This window comes from Caenibacillus caldisaponilyticus, assembly GCF_002003465.1.
Taxonomy (GTDB): domain Bacteria; phylum Bacillota; class Bacilli; order Bacillales; family Sporolactobacillaceae; genus Caenibacillus; species Caenibacillus caldisaponilyticus.
Genome location: NZ_BDDQ01000062.1, coordinates 1 through 17,818, shown reverse-complemented (window position 1 = coordinate 17,818; position 17,818 = coordinate 1). Strand labels below are relative to the sequence as shown.

Here is a 17,818-nt window from a genome sequence, read left to right as displayed (position 1 = left end):
TCACTACACCATCGTGTCGATCGACGTGACGGTGGAYGACCACCCCGAAGATCCTGTGAAGAAAGTCGCGGTTGTGCTCGGACAAGCGAAGTCCGATTCGGAAAAGACGTTTGAGGCGGTGCAACCCATAGAAGCTGTTCGCGTCAACGTATCAAAGGACTCCGATGCTTCCGAGGAACCGGGCGCTGCACAACGCATGGAGGATGTCCGGAATTTTTTGGCGAAGACGTGGGGTGTTCGGCCCGAACGCATTGCCGTCCGCAGCGAAGAAGGAGGCCGGGGCTAAGTGTCACCGCGGGACTTGTTGGACCGACTTATTAACGGGAATAAAACCGCAAAAAAATCCTCATCGCTGAAGACCTTGTTCATCTTGCTCATCCTGGGGATCGGCCTCATGGTGCTCAGCCATATCTTTGGAGCGAAAACGCATGATTCGCCGGCATCATCGGCGCGGTCGGCGAAACCGGCGTCGGTGTCCGAAGATGTCGCCGCGTTCAAGTCTCATGAGAAAAAAACCTTTGACAGCATGCAAGAATACGCCGTCTATTATGAGGAAAGCTTGAAAGAAATCCTCGGGAAAATCATGGGCGTTTCCGACGTGGATGTGATGATCACTTTGGAGACGGACGCGCAAAATGTTTATGAAAAGGACGCCAAAACCGATCAGAGCCGTACGTCCGAAGAGGATCATAGCGGAGGGACGCGCGATCAGAGCGAAACCAGTCGCGACGAAAAAACCGTCATCGTGGACGCAAACAATAAAGGACCGATCATCGTGACGCGAAAAAGCCCGATCATTCGCGGGGTGGTGATCGTCGCGGACGGCGTGCAAAACCCGACGGTCAAGTCGTGGGTCATCGACGCCGCCAGTTCGGTGTTGGATATCCCATCTTATAGAGTGGTTGTTGTGCCGGGAAAACAGAAGGAGGGTTCATGATGGTTTTGAAAAAACAGACCGTATGGTTGTTGACGATGTTGAGCTTGATCGTCGTTCTATCCGTCTATTACGTGACGTCGCCCGGTGGGGCGCCTGCCGATCAAGCCGGCCTGCTGACGAACAATAAAGACGAAAAATCGTCGGCGAAAAAAGAGAACGGCCTGACCTCGACCGTGGCGCCGGAAGATCGCTTCGCCGAATACCGCCTCCAGCGCGACGAATCCCGTCATGATCTTGAAAAGAAACTGCAAGCCGAAATGACGGATAAAGGCAGCGACGCTCAAGCGGTGAGCAAGGCTTACGACCAAATTCAGGCGATCAACGCCCTTGCAAACAAAGAAAAAATATTGGAAGACATGATCATGTCGAAAGGCTATGAAGACGCCGTCGTCGCCGCGAGCGAGACGAGCTCGGACGTCAACGTCTACGTGAAAGCCGACAGCCTATCGAATAAGCAAGTCAACGAAATCATCGCCATGGTATATAAAGAGCTCGGCACGGATAACGTCCGCGTCACTTATGAAAAGTCAAAGGGATAAAATCGTCAAAGCGATGACTGTTGTGGTTGGGCAACGGTCTTTTTTCTTGCCCGAAACCCATGGTTTTCCGGCCCCGATCGCTCCGCTGGCAAACGCGGGGCCGGTTTTCCTTGCCGTTAAACCTTTTCCGCTCAAACGTTTATGATCTATAATGATGAGTGAATACATGATATTGGATCTTATGTTATACTTGTAGCAAATGCCTATCGATCTGTATTTAAGAAAAAGGAGTGCAGAAGTTGTTGAAGATACAAGAGATTAGAGAACTGATCAAATTGATCGACGGCTCGTCGATCGATGAATTTGAATATGAATTCGACGGCTCAAAGATCGTCATGAAAAAGAACGCCGGCGCGACGGCGGTCGTCGCGCAGCCTGCTGCGGCGCCCGCGCCGAGCCCTGCTCCGGCGCCCGCGCCCGCTTCCGCCCAACCGCTGCCGGCGAGCGACGCGGGCGGCGAGAAAAGCGAAGCCGCGCCGGCTGAGGATGAAAAATTACATAAGATCGTCTCGCCGATGGTCGGCACATTCTACAGGGCGCCGAGCCCCGATGCCGAACCGTTCGTGAAAGTCGGCTCAAAAGTGGACAAGGATACCGTCGTCTGCATCGTTGAGGCGATGAAGCTCTTCAACGAAATCGAAGCCGATGTCAAAGGCGAGATCGTCGAGGTGCTCGCCGAAAACGGCCAATTGGTCGAATACGGACAACCGCTTTTCTTAGTCAAGACCGAATAGGGGATGCAGTATGATCAAAAAATTGTTAGTTGCCAACCGCGGTGAAATCGCCGTTCGTATCATCCGAGCCTGCAAAGAATTGGGCATCGAAACGGTCGCGATCTATTCCGAAGCCGACCGCGACGCGCTTCACGTCCAAATGGCCGATGAAGCTTATTGCATCGGCCCGACGGCTTCATCGGAGAGCTACCTCAACATGTCGAGCATCATGAGCGTCGCCACCTTGACCGGCGTCGACGCGATCCATCCCGGGTACGGCTTTCTTGCCGAAAACGCCGACTTTGCCGAATTGTGCGGGGAATGCCACATCACCTTTGTCGGCCCGAGCCCCGAGGCGATCAGTAAAATGGGGATTAAGGACGTCGCCAAAAGCACGATGAAAGCGGCCGGCGTTCCGGTCGTTCCGGGCTCCGACGGGGTCGTGGAATCCGTTGAAGAGGCGATTCAGGTCGCCGAATCGATCGGCTATCCCGTTATCATCAAAGCGACGGCCGGCGGCGGCGGGAAAGGCATTCGCGTGGCCCGCAATGAAGAAGAGTTGAGGAAGGGCATCGCGATTACGCAAAGGGAAGCGGCCACCGCTTTCGGCAATCCTGGCGTCTATTTGGAAAAATATATCGAGAATTTCCGCCACGTGGAAATTCAAGTGTTGGCCGACAACTACGGCAATACCATTCACCTCGGCGAACGGGACTGCTCGATCCAACGGCGTTTGCAAAAACTCGTGGAAGAATGCCCGTCTCCGGCCTTGACTCCGGAAAAACGCCGAGAGATGGGGGAAGCGGCCGTCAAAGCGGCCAAGGCCGTTCAATACACCGGGGCCGGCACGGTGGAGTTTATCTATGACTCCGAAGGCAACTTTTATTTCATGGAGATGAATACGCGCATCCAAGTGGAGCATCCTGTTACCGAATATGTGACCGGGATCGACTTGGTAAAGGAACAAATCCGCATCGCTTCCGGTGAAAAGCTGAGCCTGAAGCAGGAAGACGTCACCTTCGACGGCTGGGCGATCGAATGCCGCATCAACGCCGAAAACCCGTGGAAGAACTTTATGCCTTCCCCCGGAAAAGTGACGATGTACTTGCCGCCGGGAGGTCCGGGCGTGCGCGTCGATTCCGCCGTGTATCCCGGATACACCATCCCGCCGTATTATGATTCCATGGTGGCGAAGATCATCGTTCACGGAAAGACGCGCGAGGAAGCGATTGCGAAGATGAAACGCGCCCTCGGGGAGACGGTCATCGACGGCATTCACACGACGATCCCGTTCCATTTAAAACTTTTTGACCACCCCGTTTTTGTCAAAGGGGACTTCAATACGAAATTCCTTGAGCTGTACCCGATTACCGAGGAGGATTAGATCCTCAAGGAGGTGGCTGATTTGGAAGACAAGCAACATTTTGACGGCGTGGAACACGGCGAAATGTTTGAAATGGATGACGCCGGCGACCTCGGCACGGTCGAAATCTCGCCGGAAGTCATTGAAGTCATCGCCGGGCTGGCGGCTTCCGAGGTGAGCGGCGTGGCGTCCATGCACGGCGGTTTCGCCACTGGAGTCGCCGAGCGCATTGGCCGCAAAAATTACGGCAAAGGCGTAAAAGTGGATCTCAATGACGACGGGATTACGATCGATGTCCAATTGCACATGGCCTTCGGCGTTTCCATTCCGGAGGTCGGCCGCAATGTGCAAGAAAACATTGCGCAAGCGCTGCGAACGATGACCGGGCTTGAGGCCAACGCCATCAACGTGCACGTCGTCGGCATCGCGTTTGATAATGCCGAGCGGGAAGAGGCGGACGTTTACAGCTGAATCAAAGGGATCTCCTCCCTTTGATTTTTTTTCGATTTCGGGCGGACACGCCGAAAATCTAAAATCCGCACGATTTTCATCACGCGAATGAGCGGCCGAACCGTACGGTTTTGATACGGCCGCAGGCTGCGGACGGAAGGGGGAGGGAGACGCTATATGAATCGGAGACAAGCACGAGAAAAAGCGATACAAGCGTTGTTTCAAATGGACGTCGGCGCTGTCGGCGCTGAAGAGGCGCTCGCGAACGTAACGGAAGGCGGCCGGTCCGACGGTTTTTTGGAACAACTTGTCAAGACAACGGCCGAACATCTCGACCGCATCGACGAAACGATCAAAAAATATTTGATCAACTGGACTTTTGACCGCTTGGCCAATGTCGATAAAGCCATCCTGCGTCTCGCGGTCTGCGAACTTTTATATTTTGACGATATTCCCGTCAAAGTGACTCTAAACGAAGCCATCGAACTGGCCAAGACATTCGGCGATGACGATTCCCATCGCTTCACGAACGGCGTGCTCGCCAAAATCGCGGCGGCGGAAGGTTTGGCAAAATAGAGGAGGAACTCGCATGACGGCGGAAATCATCAGCGGAAAACAAACGGCAAAAGAATGGCGGGCCCGATTAAAAGTCGAAGCGGATGAACTGAAATCCAAAGGCGTGGTTCCCTGTTTGACGGTGATTATGGTCGGTGATGATCCCGCCTCACTTTCCTATATTAAAGGGAAAATCAAGGGATGTGCGGAAGTGGGGCTGCGCTCCGAATTAAAACGGTTTCCCGCTTCCATGCAGGAGGCGGAATTGCTGGAGGTTATCGAACAGTGTAACGCGGACGAGGAAATCGATGGCATCCTTGTGCAACTGCCGCTCCCTCCGCACATTTCGGAACAAAAAGTGATCGAGACGATTCGCCCCGACAAAGACGTCGACGGTTTTCATCCGATCAACATCGGGCGCATGGTCGCCGGCGAAGAAGCATTGATTTCGTGCACGCCGCAAGGCATCATCCAACTGCTGAAGGCAAAAGACATCGCGATCGAAGGCAAACACGCCGTCGTCGTCGGCCGCAGCAACATCGTTGGCAAACCCGTCGGCTTGCTTTTATTAAAAGAAAACGCGACGGTGACTTACTGCCATTCGAAGACGCCCGATCTTTCGACTTTCACGCGAACGGCGGATATCCTCATCGTCGCCGCCGGACGGGCGGGGCTCATCGGTGCCGATGACGTTAAAGAAGGCGCGGCCGTCATCGACGTCGGCGTCAACCGCACCGAAGACGGCCGTCTCGTCGGCGACGTCCGCTTCGAGGAAGTGAAGGAGAAGGCTGCCTACCTTACCCCCGTGCCGGGCGGCGTCGGCCCGATGACGATTACGATGCTGCTCGCCAACACCATCAAAGCCGCCAAAAAGCGGCGCGGTCTCCTCTAGAGGTGTGAACGCGCATCAAGCAATATCCTTTTAAGGACGGATGATCATGGAGGAACGACGTGCCATCAGCGTCACCGCGCTGACCCGTTACATCAAAAAGATGTTCGATGCCAACCGCCATCTGCAGGATCTTTGGTTGCGCGCGGAAATTTCCAATTTTAAAAAGCACAGCCGCGGGCACATGTACATGACGCTGAAGGACGCCAACGCCCGCATTGCGGCGGTGATGTTTGCCCAGGATAACCGCTGGCTCTCGTTCGAGCCGGAAGACGGCATGAAGGTGTACGTGCGCGGCGACGTCTCCGTGTATGAACCTTACGGGCAATATCAGTTTTACATAAAAGAAATGCTACAAGACGGCGTCGGCAATCTATATTTGGCCTTCGAAGCATTAAAGAAGAAGCTGGAAAAAGAAGGCTTGTTCGATCCCGCGAAGAAAAAACCACTCCCGGCGTTCCCGCGCAACATCGGCATCATCACGTCGCCGACCGGCGCGGCGATCCGCGATCTGTTCACGACCATTAAAAGGCGGTTTCCCGCCGCTCAGATTACGGTTTATCCGGTGCTCGTCCAAGGGGCCAATGCCGCCCCGTCCATCGCCCAGGCGATCCGGCGGGCGAATGAAGATCGCGTCGTCGATGTGCTCATTGTCGGCCGCGGGGGCGGATCCATTGAGGAATTGTGGGCGTTTAATGAAGAGATCGTTGCCCGCGAAATTTTTGCTTCGGAACTTCCCGTCATCTCCGCCGTCGGCCATGAAACCGATTTTACGATTGCCGATTTCGTCGCGGATTTGCGGGCGGCGACGCCGACGGCCGCCGGGGAGCTCGTCGTCCCGAATCGGAGCGATGTCGAAGCGCGTTTGAATGAACGAACCGCCCGTCTCGTCTCGGCGGTCAAACGGCGGATTGAAAAGGAAAAAGAGCGGCTTCGCCGTTTCGACGAATCTTATGCCTTCCGCCAGCCGCGCCAAATCCTGCGGCAGAAAGAGCAGGATTTGGACCGCGCCCTCGAGCGGCTGACGGCCGCGATGACGCGGCACGTCCGCGAGCGCAGGCAGCAAATCGACCATGCCGGCAGGTTGTTATCCAAGCACCACCCGCGCGAGCGGACGCTGCGCTTGCAAAAGGACCACGCGGCGTTGCATGAACGTCTGACCAGGGCGATGAGCGTGCAATTGGAGCGGCGGCGCGCCCGCATGCAGAGCGCCATCGGGCAATTGAACGCCCTCAGCCCGCTCGGCATCATGGAGCGGGGCTACGCCCTTCCGTATAAAAGCGGCGCGCTCGTCCATTCCGTAAAGACCGTCAGCGCCGGCGATCCGCTGGACGTCCGCGTGAAAGACGGTTGGTTATTTTGCCGGGTATTGGATGTGAAGGAAGGTGATAAAAATGACGGACAAGCCGGAAGAAACGATGCAACAACCGGATGATGAAACGTTCGAAGCGGCGATGAACGAGCTGGAACGGATCGTCAAGCGCCTGGAGGAAAACGATGTCCCGCTCGAAGAGGCCATCGAATTGTTTCAAAAAGGGGTCGCCCTTTCAAAGAAATGCCATCAGAAACTGCAGAAGGTCGAAGACCAAATGGATCGGATTCTCGGGGAAGACGGGACGCTCCGCCCGTTTCAATTGGAAAGGGAAGACGGCGCCTAATGGTCGACATCCATTCCTTTTTGACAGAATATAAAAAACGGGTGGACGAGCGCCTCGTCGCCTTTATCAGCGCGCTGGACATCACGGAAAAGCTGAAGGAATCCATGCTTTATTCCATTAAAGCGGGAGGCAAGCGCTTGCGGCCGATCTTGTTGATCGCGGTCACGGAGGCGTGCGGCGGCGCTTTCGATAAAGCGATGGCCCCCGGTTTGAGCCTTGAAATGCTTCATACGTATTCCCTCATTCATGACGATCTCCCGGCCATGGATGACGACGATTTGCGGCGCGGCCTGCCGACGAATCACAAGCGCTACGGGGAGGCCACCGCGATCCTCGCCGGCGACGCGTTGTTGACGCTCGCCTTTCAATGCCTCGCCGAAGCGCCCGGCCTGAACGACGAGCAAAAGATCGCTCTCGTCGGAAAACTGGCGCGCGCCGCCGGTCCGGAAGGCATGGTCGGCGGACAGATGGACGACATCGACGCGGAAGGAAAAACGTTGGATATTCGCGCTTTGGAGCACATTCACTTGCGCAAAACCGGCCGCCTGTTGGAGTATGCGGTGGAAGCCGGCGCGATCATCGCCGAGGCCGATGCGGACGTTCGCCGAAAGTTGGCGGCCTTTGCCCGACACCTCGGGATCGCTTTCCAGATCAAGGACGATCTGCTGGACATTGAAGGCGAAGAAGCGGTGATCGGCAAGCGGGTCGGAGGCGACGCGGAAAGGCACAAAAACACTTACCCCGGACTTTTAACCGTCGAAGGGGCCAAGCGGGAGCTTGAGCGCCATTACCAATCGGCTTTGGCGGCTTTGGAAGCGGCGAACGTTTCATCCGACGTGCTTGCCGCCCTCACCCGTTATATAATAATAAGAGAACGTTAACGCGTTTTCATGATACTTTTTGCCTTTTCGGTCTACACTATGATTAGTCACACTTGTCGATTAAGAATCGTCAAGGAGGATGAATATGGGCAAAAAGTTGCGCGGCCGGATTTACCGCATGAAAGAACAGGGCTTCGATACCACGGAGATCCATGAGGTCGTCGAAGCTGAAATGCGGCGTCCGACTACGGATCCGGAAGAGGTCGTTTGGGATGACGAGGCGTTTTTGGCGGATGCAGACGATGACCACGTCGACGCCTCGGGCTCGGCCTTTCGCTTCCGTGCGGACGGCGCTTCTCATCGCGTTAACGATCGCAACGGCAGAAGGTTTCAAAGCGGGTGAACGCTGTATCCGGCGTTCACCCGCTTCATGTGTCCGGCGGCGTTTATTTCCATTGAGCATCGCCCAATCCTATGGTATGATGGATTACAGAACGATAAGGTGGTGCAGTATTCTAGTCAGTCCTCCATTTCTGAAGGCGGGCCTAAAAATCCGCCAAAGGGCACATCGATGAAGTTCCTGGTTTCGGCTTGGGGCGCCCAGCCTTGGGTCGATTCTGGGAGTAAAGGGCGTAGGGCGATCCACAATGGCATGTGGGCGATGACCCTGCGCCCGCGGAGACCCTGATGTGCCGGCAAGCACACAGGGGAAAACCTGCCGCGGGGCCCGTCGGGGGTTCCCGGGCAGCGTAGCCTGCCTTGAGTGGGTCTTGAGGGGATTACGGTTGATGGGCGGCTGTCCGCCGGCCAACGGGCGGCCGTCCGGGCCGTATGAAATCAAGCCTGCAAAAGAGGCTAGGAAATGGCAGCGACTGTCGAGGAAAACTCCTAGACTGTTCGAAAAGACATTTGAAGAGGATTATAGTGCGGACTAAGTGGCGATCCAGTTCAACGACCGGCGACGGCGTTGGCAAGGCTTTAAATGGAAACGGCCCGAACGGCGACGTTTGGGTAGCCTTGCGGGAAAACCTACTGGACCTTAAGCCGCAACGTTTACTCTTCAAATGACCACCTTATCTCTCAATACATACCATTACAGGGGACAAGATCATTACATGAAAAGTCCTATTCGGAAGTCGCTAAAATGGAGTGTCAGCATCGCACTAGTCACCCTCCTCTTAGCGGCTCTTTTTTCGATCACGTCGAATGCCCTTCTCGGCGGGCTGAGCTGGGCGTTCGGCATGCTGATCGTCCTTATCATCGTCATTATAGGCATTATATTTGATATAATAGGAGTGGCTTCGACGGCGACCGATGAGAAGCCTTTTCATGCCATGGCCTCGAAAAAGGTGAAAGGGGCGCGGCAAGCCATTTACATCGTGCGCCATGCCGACCGCGTCTCGAATTTTTGCAACGATGTCATCGGCGACATTTCGGGCATCGTCAGCGGCACGGCGGCGGCGGTCGTCGTCATGGAACTGGCTCTGCGGCTCGGGCACGAAGAAGGCACAACGCTCCACACGGCGATTTCGGTATTATTTACGAGCGTCATCGCGGCGTTGACGGTCGGAGGCAAAGCGCTGGGCAAAACGCTGGCCATTCGTTACGCGACGGAAATCGTTTTCCGCGTCGGCCGTTTAATTCTTTTTTTTGAGGAAAGACTGCATATCAAAATCATCGATGCGAACAAAAAACGACTGCCCGCCGAAATGAATCATCCATAAGGTGAGTGATCATGAGTGGATTTGGCCTCAATCAAAAATCCTGAATTCCTGAAAACGATGTCCATTGATGAGATGAAAGCGCTCGCTTCTGACATCCGCCGCTTTTTGATCGAAAAATTGTCGGTGACGGGCGGCCACTTGGCACCGAACCTCGGCGTCGTCGAATTGACGCTCGTTTTGCACCGGCTGTTTGACAGCCCGAAGGATAAATTGATCTGGGACGTCGGTCATCAATCGTATGTCCATAAAATCTTGACCGGCCGGGCCGGGCAATTCGACCGGCTCCGCCAATACAAAGGGCTTAGCGGGTTTCCAAAGCGGAGCGAGAGCGAACACGATGTCTGGGAAACGGGCCACAGTTCCACATCGCTTTCCGCGGCCATGGGCATGGCCATCGCCCGCGATTTGAAAGGCGAAGACGGCGACATCGTCGCCATCATCGGCGACGGCGCCTTGACCGGAGGCATGGCCTTGGAAGCGCTGAACCATATCGGCCATGAAAAGAAAGACCTGATCATCATATTGAACGACAACAAAATGTCCATCGCGCCGAACGTCGGGGCCTTGCACAACATGCTCGGCCGATTGCGCACGGCGGGCAAATATCAGCGCGTCAAAGAAGACATTGAATACCTTATGAAAAAGATTCCGGCATTCGGCGGCCGAATTGCGGCGACGGCGGAACGGCTGAAAGACGCCTTTAAATATTTGCTCGTCTCCGGCATCTTTTTCGAAGAATTGGGCATCAAATATCTCGGACCGGTCGACGGCCACAATTTCGAAGATTTGATTGCGCATGTGAACTATGCGAAAAAGACGAAAGGGCCGGTGCTCGTCCACGTTTTGACGCAAAAAGGCAAAGGCTACCGGCCGGCGGAAGCGACGACGTCGGAACGTGGCACGGCCCGGGACCGTATAAAATCGAATCCGGCGCGTTTATCAAACCCGTCGATGCCCCGCCTTCTTACAGCAAAGTCGTCGGCGACACGCTGACGAAGCTGGCCGAAAAAGATGAACGCATCGTCGTCATCACGCCGGCGATGGTCGTCGGCTCCAAGCTGGAAGGTTTCCAAAAAGCCTTTCCCGACCGCCTGTTTGATGTCGGCATCGCCGAACAACACGCCGTGACCATGGCGGCGGGCCTGGCGACGCAAGGCATGAAGCCGGTCGTTTCCATCTATTCGACGTTTTTGCAAAGGGCTTATGACCAAGTCGTCCACGACGTGGCCCGGCAAAATCTCAATGTCGTCTTTGCGGTCGATCGCGCGGGGCTCGTCGGGGCGGACGGCGAAACGCACCAGGGCGTCTTTGATGTCGGCTTCCTGCGGGGGTTGCCGAACATGACCATCATGATGGGCAAGGACGAAAACGAACTTCGCCACATGGTGTACACCGCGCTGAAATATGATGACGGCCCGATCGCCGTCCGGTTGCGCGCGCGCAACGGGCTCGGCGTCAAGATGGACGACGAGTTGAAGGAAATACCGATCGGCACGTGGGAAGTGCTTCGCGAAGGGGACGACATCGCGATTCTGTCCTTTGGCCCGCTCCTTCAGGCGGCGCTTGATGCGGCGAACAAATTGCGCAGCGAAGGCATCTCGGCGAAAGTCATCAACGCCCGTTTTATCAAACCGATGGACGAAGACATGCTGTTGGATCTCGGCGACCGGGGCATGCCGATCCTCACCGCGGAGGAAAGTGCATTAAAAGGCGGCTTCGGCAGCGGCGTCTTGGAATTTTTCCAAGAGCGGGGCTATTATGATTTGCGCATCGCGTGCATGGGCATTCCCGACCGGTTTATCGAGCACGGCAGCGTCAAGGAATTGCTGAAAGAAATCGGTTTGACGGCCGACAACATCGCGCTCAACGCCCGCAAACTCCTGGTCGCACAAACCCATAAAAAGGCGTATCACGCATGAAAGAGCGCGTCGACGTTCTGCTCGTGAAAAAAGGGCTGTTTGAAACGCGCGAAAAGGCGCGGCGCGCGGTGATGGCCGGGCTCGTTTACCAAGGGGAAGAGCGCATCGACAAGCCGGGCACCAAGCTGCCCGAGGACGCTCCGCTGCGGGTGAAAGGCAATCCGCTTCCCTATGTCGGGCGCGGCGGGCTGAAATTGGAAAAGGCGTTAAAGGTTTTTCCGTTTTCTGTCCACGATAAAATCATGCTCGACGTCGGCGCTTCGACCGGCGGGTTCACCGATTGCGCCTTGCAAAACGGGGCGCGGCTCGTCTACGCGCTGGATGTCGGCTATAACCAATTGGCGTGGTCGCTCCGAAACGACGAGCGCGTCGTCGTCATGGAACGGACCAACTTCCGCTATTCCAAGCCGGAGGATTTTGTGCACGGTTTGCCCGAAGCGGCGACCGTGGACGTCTCCTTCATCTCGTTGAAGCTCATTTTGCCGGTATTAAAACAGGTGCTCGTCCCGGAGGGCGAAGCCGTCGTCTTGATTAAGCCGCAGTTCGAAGCGGGGCGCGAAGACGTCGGAAAAAACGGCATCGTCCGAGAGGCCAAAATCCACGTCAAGGTTTTGAAGGAAATTCTCGCGTTTGCCGTGGAAACGGGTTTTGATGTCCTCGCGCTCGATTTTTCGCCGATTACGGGCGGCGACGGCAACATTGAATTTTTGGCGTTGCTGAAAGCGCGGCCGGCATCCGACCAAGCGGAATGCCGGTTGCCGGCAGGCGCCGTGGAAAAAACGGTGGAACGGGCGCATGCCGCATTGATAGAGTCTTGAATCAAGAAGAGCCCGTGGGGTTCTTCTTTTTTTAAGGTGATTGCAGAATATATGTTCCCCATTTATAATGAAACGCGGAGACGTCCGGACAGCGCAGCGCGCGGCCGTCGGAATGGCGGTTGACGCGGCGCGCGATTTCGGTGAACAATGGAGATAACCTTGACGGCTTGCGGGATTGAGAGGTGAATGAAAGGGATGCTCGTCGAACTAAGGGTCGAAAATTTTGCCATCATCGACAAACTGAACCTGTCTTTCGAGGACGGCCTCACGGTGTTTACCGGCGAGACCGGCGCGGGGAAATCGATCATCATCGATGCCATCTCGTTGCTCGTCGGCGGGCGCGCCTCTTCCGACTACGTGCGGCACGGCGCCGATAAAGCGGAAATCGAAGCGCTCTTTGACATTGCGGACAACGACGCTTGCCGCCGGGAATTGGAGGCGATCGGCATCGAAAGCAAAGACGGCTTGCTCGTGTTGCGCCGGCAAATTTCCAAAAACGGAAAAAGCGTGTGCCGGGCGAACGGCCGCTTGATCACGCTCGGCAATTTGCGGGACATCGGGCGCCATCTCATTGACATTCACGGGCAGCACGAACACCAAGAACTTATGCAACCCGAGAAGCACATCCGCATGCTTGACCGGTTTGGCGACGAAGAAATGGAGAAGGCGAAGGAAGCCTACCGTAAAATTTACGGCGATGTCTTGGAAATCTCCCGCCATCTCGAACGTTTAAACGCCAATGAAGAAGAGATCGCCCGGCGCCTCGATATTTTGCAGTATCAAATTAAAGAAATCGAAAGCGCCTCTCTCCAGCCGGGCGAAGAAGACCGGCTGCTTGAAGAGCGGACGCAGCTCGTCAATTTCGAAAAAATTTTCGAAGCGTTGAGCCGGGCGTATGAGGCTTTGAACGGCGAACAAAAAGGATTGGACTGGCTTCGTGCGGCCGGTGCCGAATTGGAAACGGTGCGGGCGCTGGACGGAGAAATCGAAGAAATGGCGGCGGCCATTGACGACTGTTTTTACATCATCGAAGAGCAGGCGCACCGCTTGCGGGATCGCTTGGAATTCATGGAATTCGACGCGGACCGCTTGAACGCGGTGGAAGCCCGGCTGGACGAGATTGCCCGGCTTAAGCGCAAATACGGCAAGACGCTGGACGACGTGCTGGCCTACTATGATTCCGCCCGCAAGGAATATGAGGAATTGACGCATCGCGGGGAAACCGCCGATGATCTGGCCGCCGAATACGAGAAGCGTTTCCAAGCGCTCATTGAAGCATCCGACCGTCTGACCGCGCTGCGCAAAAAAATCGCCAAACGCATGGCGGAAGCGGTCAACCGCGAACTCGCCGATTTATATATGGAAAAAGCGCGCTTTGACATCGGTATCGAAACGGCCGCGGCGGACGATTTGGCGGCATTTAACCGTGACGGCCGCGACCGCGTGGAGTTTTTCATTTCCACCAATGTGGGCGAGCCGTTCAAACCGCTGGCCCGCGTCGCATCCGGCGGCGAAATGAGCCGCATTATGCTCGCCATCAAATCGCATTTTAAAGCCTTTACCGGGGTGACGTCGATCATCTTTGACGAAGTCGACACCGGCGTCGGCGGCCGCGTGGCCCAAGCGATGGCCGAAAAAATATACCAACTGTCCAAGTCGTCGCAAGTCTTTTGCATCACGCATTTGCCGCAAGTCGCGGCGATGGCCGATCATCATCTCTACATTTCCAAAGTGGAAAAGGATCGGCGGACCGTCACCCATGTTCAAGTCCTGAATGACGACGAAAAAGTCGCGGAGATCGCCCGCATGATTTCCGGCGTGGAAATGACCGAGCTCACGAAACAACACGCAAAGGAGCTCATTCAGCTGGCCGAGGAAATAAAAAGATGACTTGCTCCTGCTATCCACCCTTGGATAGCATTTTCTTTGTGCATAGTTATAATTTTGCCCCCGAGCGGCAAACTTATAAATGCACACGCAAAAGGTGTGGGTTAGGAGCAAGGAGAGTGAATCATGAAAAAGTCGGAGCTCATAAGACGTACGATTGGTTTGTTTCTCCTTGGCTTCTTAATAAGCCTGGGATTTCTCCAACCGGTTCGCGAAATCTTTGACTTCCCGCGGCAATGGACCCTTTTTAAAAACGAACCATCCGAGCTTTCATCCCGAATGCCGAGCTTCATGAAAATCGCCCCCATCGATCCTCACGCTTTGGAAGTATCTGGTGATGCCCAACACGTCCAATTGACGGGAAAAAAAACCGGATCGTCGAAAATGATGGTATCCATCGGCAACATGCCGGTTAAAGAGGTGGCGGTCGATGTGTTGCCCGTCATCCGTTTAGTTCCCGGCGGTGAATCGATTGGGGTCAAATTGAATTCCATCGGCGTTTTGGTCGTCGGCTACCATTTGGTCGCCGGTCAAAACGGGGAGAGATCGCCCGGTGAAGACGCCGGAATCAAAGTCGGCGATATCATTACGTCCATTAACGGACAAAAAGTCGAGGACATGTCAGACGTCAAGGCGTTGGTCAATGACGCCGGAGCGGACGGCCAGCCGCTGCACGTTTCGATCGTCCGCAACGATCAGACGTTGCGAAAGACGCTCAAGCCCGTGAAGGACAAAAAAGACAATAAATACCGCATCGGCCTTTATATTCGTGATTCGGCAGCCGGCATCGGCACGATGACGTTTTATGACCCGAAATCCCGCAAATACGGAGCATTAGGGCACGTCATCTCCGATGTGGATACGAAACAGCCGATCCAGGTGCACGACGGCGAGATCGTCCGTTCCTCAGTCACCGCGATCGATAAAGGATCGAACGGCCACCCCGGCGAAAAAATTGCGACGTTTCCCGCCGATGAACGGCCGATCGGTTCCGTGAAGAAGAACACGCCGTTCGGCATTTTCGGTTCTTTAAACCGCAATATCCGAAATGATATTGCCGACCGCGCGCTCCCGATCGCCTTGTCCAATGAAGTCAAAGAAGGCCCGGCAAAAATTTTAACGGTTTTAAATGGAAACCGTGTCGAAGCCTTTGATATTAAAATCATGAGCTCCGTTCCGCAAAAATATCCAGCGACGAAAGGATTGGTCATCAAGATCACCGATCCCAGGCTGTTGAGGGCGACCGGCGGCATCGTTCAAGGAATGAGCGGCAGCCCGATCATCCAAGATGGCAAGCTCATCGGCGCGGTCACCCACGTTTTTGTCAATGACCCGACGAGCGGGTATGGCGTACACATCGAATGGATGTTAAAAGAAGCGGGCATCGATATTTATCAACACCATCGCGAGAAAAAAGCGAGTTAAAGGAAAGAAGCGCTATCGCTTCTTTCTTTTTTCAATGCAACGGATGGGTAATCGACGTTCTTGTGCCGTCCGCCATGTTCAAAATGCAACGTTCGCGGCCACGTATGAACATCATTTTCGGTGGCCGGGAATATCTTTCAACAAAAAATCCGAATGTCGGCCAGGCGGTTGTCGAAATATACATAAGAGAGAGCGTTTGTGTCGATTCGCCTGGCGCCTCTTGTCGCCGGTTGACGGGCAGGATCAGCGAGATTTTGTCGAATCGAGCCTGATGACCGGAATTTTTGAAGGAAATTTGCGAATACGCATGAAAAACAAAAAAAACGCATAAAAGGTCTAATGGAGAGAGGGATTTTTATCTTGTTGTCGAACAATAATTAATGGAAATGAAACCATTAAAGGGGAGGAAAACGGCAATTGGAGAAAATCAAAGTCTGCCTGACTGATGACAATCAGGAACTCATCAAATTGATCGAAGAATACATTGAACAAACCGACGACATCGAAGTCGTCGCAACGGCGCACAACGGTCGGGATTGCTTGACCGTCATCAAAGAGACGAATCCCGATGTCCTCGTTCTCGATATCATCATGCCGCATCTGGACGGCTTGGGCGTTTTGGAACAAATCCGGCAAAATCAGGAATATCCAAACCCCAACGTCATCATGTTGACCGCTTTCGGCCAGGAAGATGTGACGAAGAAGGCCGTGGAACTGGGGGTTTCCTATTTTATCCTCAAACCGTTTGACATGGAAAGCTTGGTCAACAACATCCGGCAGGTGTACGGCAAGAAAACGCCCGCGTATAACGTCGCGCGCAGCGGTCCGTCGAGCGTGGCGACCGCGAAAAAGGTGAAAAATCTAGACGCCAGCATCACGAGCATCATCCATGAGATCGGCGTGCCCGCCCACATCAAAGGCTATTTGTATTTGCGCGAAGCGATCGCGATGGTCTATAACGACATCGAACTGCTCGGCTCGATCACCAAAGTGCTTTATCCGGATATCGCGAAGAAATATAAAACGACCTCGAGCCGCGTGGAACGGGCGATCCGCCATGCCATCGAAGTCGCTTGGAGCCGCGGCAACATCGAGTCCATCTCCAATCTCTTCGGCTACACGGTCAGCATGTCCAAAGCCAAACCAACGAATTCCGAATTTATTGCTATGGTCGCCGACAAATTGAGAATTGAAAATAAGGCCGGGTGATGATTGTTAAGCCCTTCTTACATAAGGTATTAGGGCTTTACCAATCGGAATAATGAAGTGAATTTCTTTTAAAAGTCAATGAATATTGATTTTTAGAGCGATCTTTTGGGCTGACCTAAGGTCATCGGTGACTTTTGCGTCAGCCCTTCATTTTATAAATAAAGAAATTACTTATGATGAAACGTTTATGCGCATAAAGATCGTATGAAAATAGTCAATTGAAGCCCTGGTTAAATGACGTAAAAGGAAGCAAAAAAATGGCACTTAGCAAAAAGGAATTTAATTGTTGCTTAGTCAATTTGGATACAGAAACAAATTCATTACCTGCTGTTGCAGGATACAGGAATATATCTGAATATAGACATTGATCTTTATTGTATCATCAAAATAGCCACCTTGTAATGAATGATGCGTTTTAATACGTATTCAATGGGAAGATATATTAATTTATTCCCATGAACAGATGATGTATAAAAGTTTGTGTAAAGCATTTTACTAGACCAAAAGAAAAAAGGTAGGGTATTCTCTGATTGGACGAAAAACATTCCAGAGAAAGGAGTACCCTACCTATGTCTAAAAGAAGTATACCGAATGTCGACTGGGCAAATCAACTGGAAAGTGTTATTCGTCAATTTGTGAAAGAAAAATTAGAGCTGATTATGCGGGAAGAAATGAAAAATTTCCTCGAAATCGAACAGGCTGGAACACCGAATATGAGAAACGGCTACTATCAGCGAAATCTAGATACGCAATATGGCCGGATTGAGGGTCTTTTGGTTCCAAGAGACCGAAACGGGGAATTTCAAACACAGTTGTTTGCCCCTTACCAACGGCACACGGGCTGGCTGGAGGAAGCAATCATTAGGATGTATCAAAGTGGCATGAGTACACGGGAAATTGGCAAGTTTATC

Annotated in this window: 18 protein-coding genes and 1 pseudogene; all 19 read left to right on the top strand. The window is 53.8% G+C overall.

Annotated features, from left to right (window positions below; all coding sequences use genetic code 11):
• Positions 1-286 (top strand): stage III sporulation protein AF (locus CCB157_RS14720; protein WP_143287080.1); only part of this gene is annotated, 286 nt, incomplete at its 5' end.
• A complete protein-coding gene (spoIIIAG, locus tag CCB157_RS14715) occupies positions 287-937 on the top strand; it encodes a stage III sporulation protein AG (protein ID WP_077616630.1) in 651 nt (216 codons plus the stop codon). It begins immediately after the preceding gene.
• Positions 937-1,476 (top strand): SpoIIIAH-like family protein, encoded by a 540-nt coding sequence (locus CCB157_RS14710; protein ID WP_158077341.1) that lies wholly within the window; start codon positions 937-939, stop codon positions 1,474-1,476. Before spoIIIAG ends, CCB157_RS14710 begins: the two co-directional genes overlap by 1 nt.
• Positions 1,477-1,715: 239 nt before the next feature.
• The gene (gene accB / locus CCB157_RS14700) at positions 1,716-2,210 is read left to right on the top strand and encodes an acetyl-CoA carboxylase biotin carboxyl carrier protein (RefSeq protein ID WP_077616627.1); all 495 of its coding nucleotides are present in this window, start codon (positions 1,716-1,718) and stop codon (positions 2,208-2,210) included.
• A 10-nt stretch (positions 2,211-2,220) separates the two neighbouring features.
• The gene (gene accC, locus CCB157_RS14695; protein WP_077616626.1) at positions 2,221-3,573 is read left to right on the top strand and encodes an acetyl-CoA carboxylase biotin carboxylase subunit; all 1,353 of its coding nucleotides are present in this window, start codon (positions 2,221-2,223) and stop codon (positions 3,571-3,573) included.
• 63 nt (positions 3,574-3,636) lie between these two features.
• Positions 3,637-4,023, top strand: a complete 387-nt coding sequence (locus tag CCB157_RS14690; RefSeq protein ID WP_077616633.1) for an Asp23/Gls24 family envelope stress response protein — start codon at positions 3,637-3,639, stop codon at positions 4,021-4,023.
• A gap of 156 nt (positions 4,024-4,179) precedes the next feature.
• Entirely contained in the window at positions 4,180-4,578 is a 399-nt protein-coding gene (gene nusB / locus CCB157_RS14685; RefSeq protein ID WP_077616625.1) for a transcription antitermination factor NusB, read from the top strand.
• 13 nt (positions 4,579-4,591) lie between these two features.
• Entirely contained in the window at positions 4,592-5,449 is an 858-nt protein-coding gene (folD, locus tag CCB157_RS14680) for a bifunctional methylenetetrahydrofolate dehydrogenase/methenyltetrahydrofolate cyclohydrolase FolD (protein ID WP_077616624.1), read from the top strand.
• Between the two features lie 46 nt (positions 5,450-5,495).
• Positions 5,496-6,881, top strand: coding sequence for an exodeoxyribonuclease VII large subunit (xseA, locus tag CCB157_RS14675; RefSeq protein ID WP_077616623.1), 1,386 nt, complete (start codon positions 5,496-5,498; stop codon positions 6,879-6,881).
• Positions 6,841-7,104: an exodeoxyribonuclease VII small subunit gene (gene xseB / locus CCB157_RS14670; RefSeq protein WP_077616622.1), complete on the top strand. Its 264-nt coding sequence runs from the start codon at positions 6,841-6,843 to the stop codon at positions 7,102-7,104. The genes xseA and xseB overlap by 41 nt, the downstream gene beginning before the upstream one ends.
• Positions 7,104-7,985, top strand: coding sequence for a polyprenyl synthetase family protein (locus tag CCB157_RS14665; protein WP_077616621.1), 882 nt, complete (start codon positions 7,104-7,106; stop codon positions 7,983-7,985). The genes xseB and CCB157_RS14665 overlap by 1 nt, the downstream gene beginning before the upstream one ends.
• 85 nt (positions 7,986-8,070) lie before the next feature.
• On the top strand, positions 8,071-8,328 hold the full coding sequence (locus CCB157_RS14660) for a hypothetical protein (RefSeq protein ID WP_077616620.1): 258 nt from the start codon (positions 8,071-8,073) through the stop codon (positions 8,326-8,328).
• A 712-nt stretch (positions 8,329-9,040) separates the two neighbouring features.
• Positions 9,041-9,649 carry a CNNM metal transporter family protein gene (locus CCB157_RS14655; RefSeq protein ID WP_077616619.1) on the top strand — a complete coding sequence of 203 codons (609 nt, stop codon included), beginning with the start codon at positions 9,041-9,043 and terminating at the stop codon, positions 9,647-9,649.
• A gap of 15 nt (positions 9,650-9,664) precedes the next feature.
• A pseudogene (dxs, locus tag CCB157_RS14650) lies at positions 9,665-11,568 on the top strand (1-deoxy-D-xylulose-5-phosphate synthase).
• Entirely contained in the window at positions 11,565-12,386 is an 822-nt protein-coding gene (locus CCB157_RS14645) for a TlyA family RNA methyltransferase (protein WP_077616618.1), read from the top strand. The pseudogene dxs and the gene CCB157_RS14645 overlap by 4 nt, the downstream one beginning before the upstream one ends.
• A 195-nt stretch (positions 12,387-12,581) precedes the next feature.
• Entirely contained in the window at positions 12,582-14,276 is a 1,695-nt protein-coding gene (recN, locus tag CCB157_RS14640; RefSeq protein ID WP_077616632.1) for a DNA repair protein RecN, read from the top strand.
• Positions 14,277-14,399: 123 nt separating this feature from the next.
• A complete protein-coding gene (spoIVB, locus tag CCB157_RS14635) occupies positions 14,400-15,698 on the top strand; it encodes a SpoIVB peptidase (RefSeq protein WP_077616617.1) in 1,299 nt (432 codons plus the stop codon).
• Between the two features lie 417 nt (positions 15,699-16,115).
• Positions 16,116-16,907, top strand: coding sequence for a sporulation transcription factor Spo0A (gene spo0A, locus CCB157_RS14630; protein WP_077616616.1), 792 nt, complete (start codon positions 16,116-16,118; stop codon positions 16,905-16,907).
• A 569-nt stretch (positions 16,908-17,476) separates the two neighbouring features.
• Positions 17,477-17,818, top strand: a 342-nt coding sequence (locus CCB157_RS14625; protein ID WP_193432308.1) for a transposase, incomplete at its 3' end; no start/stop codon positions are given.

What these genes read in the sequence shown, in the direction of transcription:
- CCB157_RS14710 (WP_158077341.1), top strand. Translation starts at nt 937, where the DNA reads ATGGTTTTGAAAAAACAGACCGTATGGTTGTTGACGATGTTGAGCTTG.
- accC (WP_077616626.1), top strand. Translation starts at nt 2,221, where the DNA reads ATGATCAAAAAATTGTTAGTTGCCAACCGCGGTGAAATCGCCGTTCGT.
- CCB157_RS14690 (WP_077616633.1), top strand. Translation starts at nt 3,637, where the DNA reads ATGTTTGAAATGGATGACGCCGGCGACCTCGGCACGGTCGAAATCTCG.
- nusB (WP_077616625.1), top strand. Translation starts at nt 4,180, where the DNA reads ATGAATCGGAGACAAGCACGAGAAAAAGCGATACAAGCGTTGTTTCAA.
- folD (WP_077616624.1), top strand. Translation starts at nt 4,592, where the DNA reads ATGACGGCGGAAATCATCAGCGGAAAACAAACGGCAAAAGAATGGCGG.
- xseA (WP_077616623.1), top strand. Translation starts at nt 5,496, where the DNA reads ATGGAGGAACGACGTGCCATCAGCGTCACCGCGCTGACCCGTTACATC.
- xseB (WP_077616622.1), top strand. Translation starts at nt 6,841, where the DNA reads ATGACGGACAAGCCGGAAGAAACGATGCAACAACCGGATGATGAAACG.
- CCB157_RS14665 (WP_077616621.1), top strand. Translation starts at nt 7,104, where the DNA reads ATGGTCGACATCCATTCCTTTTTGACAGAATATAAAAAACGGGTGGAC.
- CCB157_RS14660 (WP_077616620.1), top strand. Translation starts at nt 8,071, where the DNA reads ATGGGCAAAAAGTTGCGCGGCCGGATTTACCGCATGAAAGAACAGGGC.
- CCB157_RS14655 (WP_077616619.1), top strand. Translation starts at nt 9,041, where the DNA reads ATGAAAAGTCCTATTCGGAAGTCGCTAAAATGGAGTGTCAGCATCGCA.
- CCB157_RS14645 (WP_077616618.1), top strand. Translation starts at nt 11,565, where the DNA reads ATGAAAGAGCGCGTCGACGTTCTGCTCGTGAAAAAAGGGCTGTTTGAA.
- recN (WP_077616632.1), top strand. Translation starts at nt 12,582, where the DNA reads ATGCTCGTCGAACTAAGGGTCGAAAATTTTGCCATCATCGACAAACTG.
- spoIVB (WP_077616617.1), top strand. Translation starts at nt 14,400, where the DNA reads ATGAAAAAGTCGGAGCTCATAAGACGTACGATTGGTTTGTTTCTCCTT.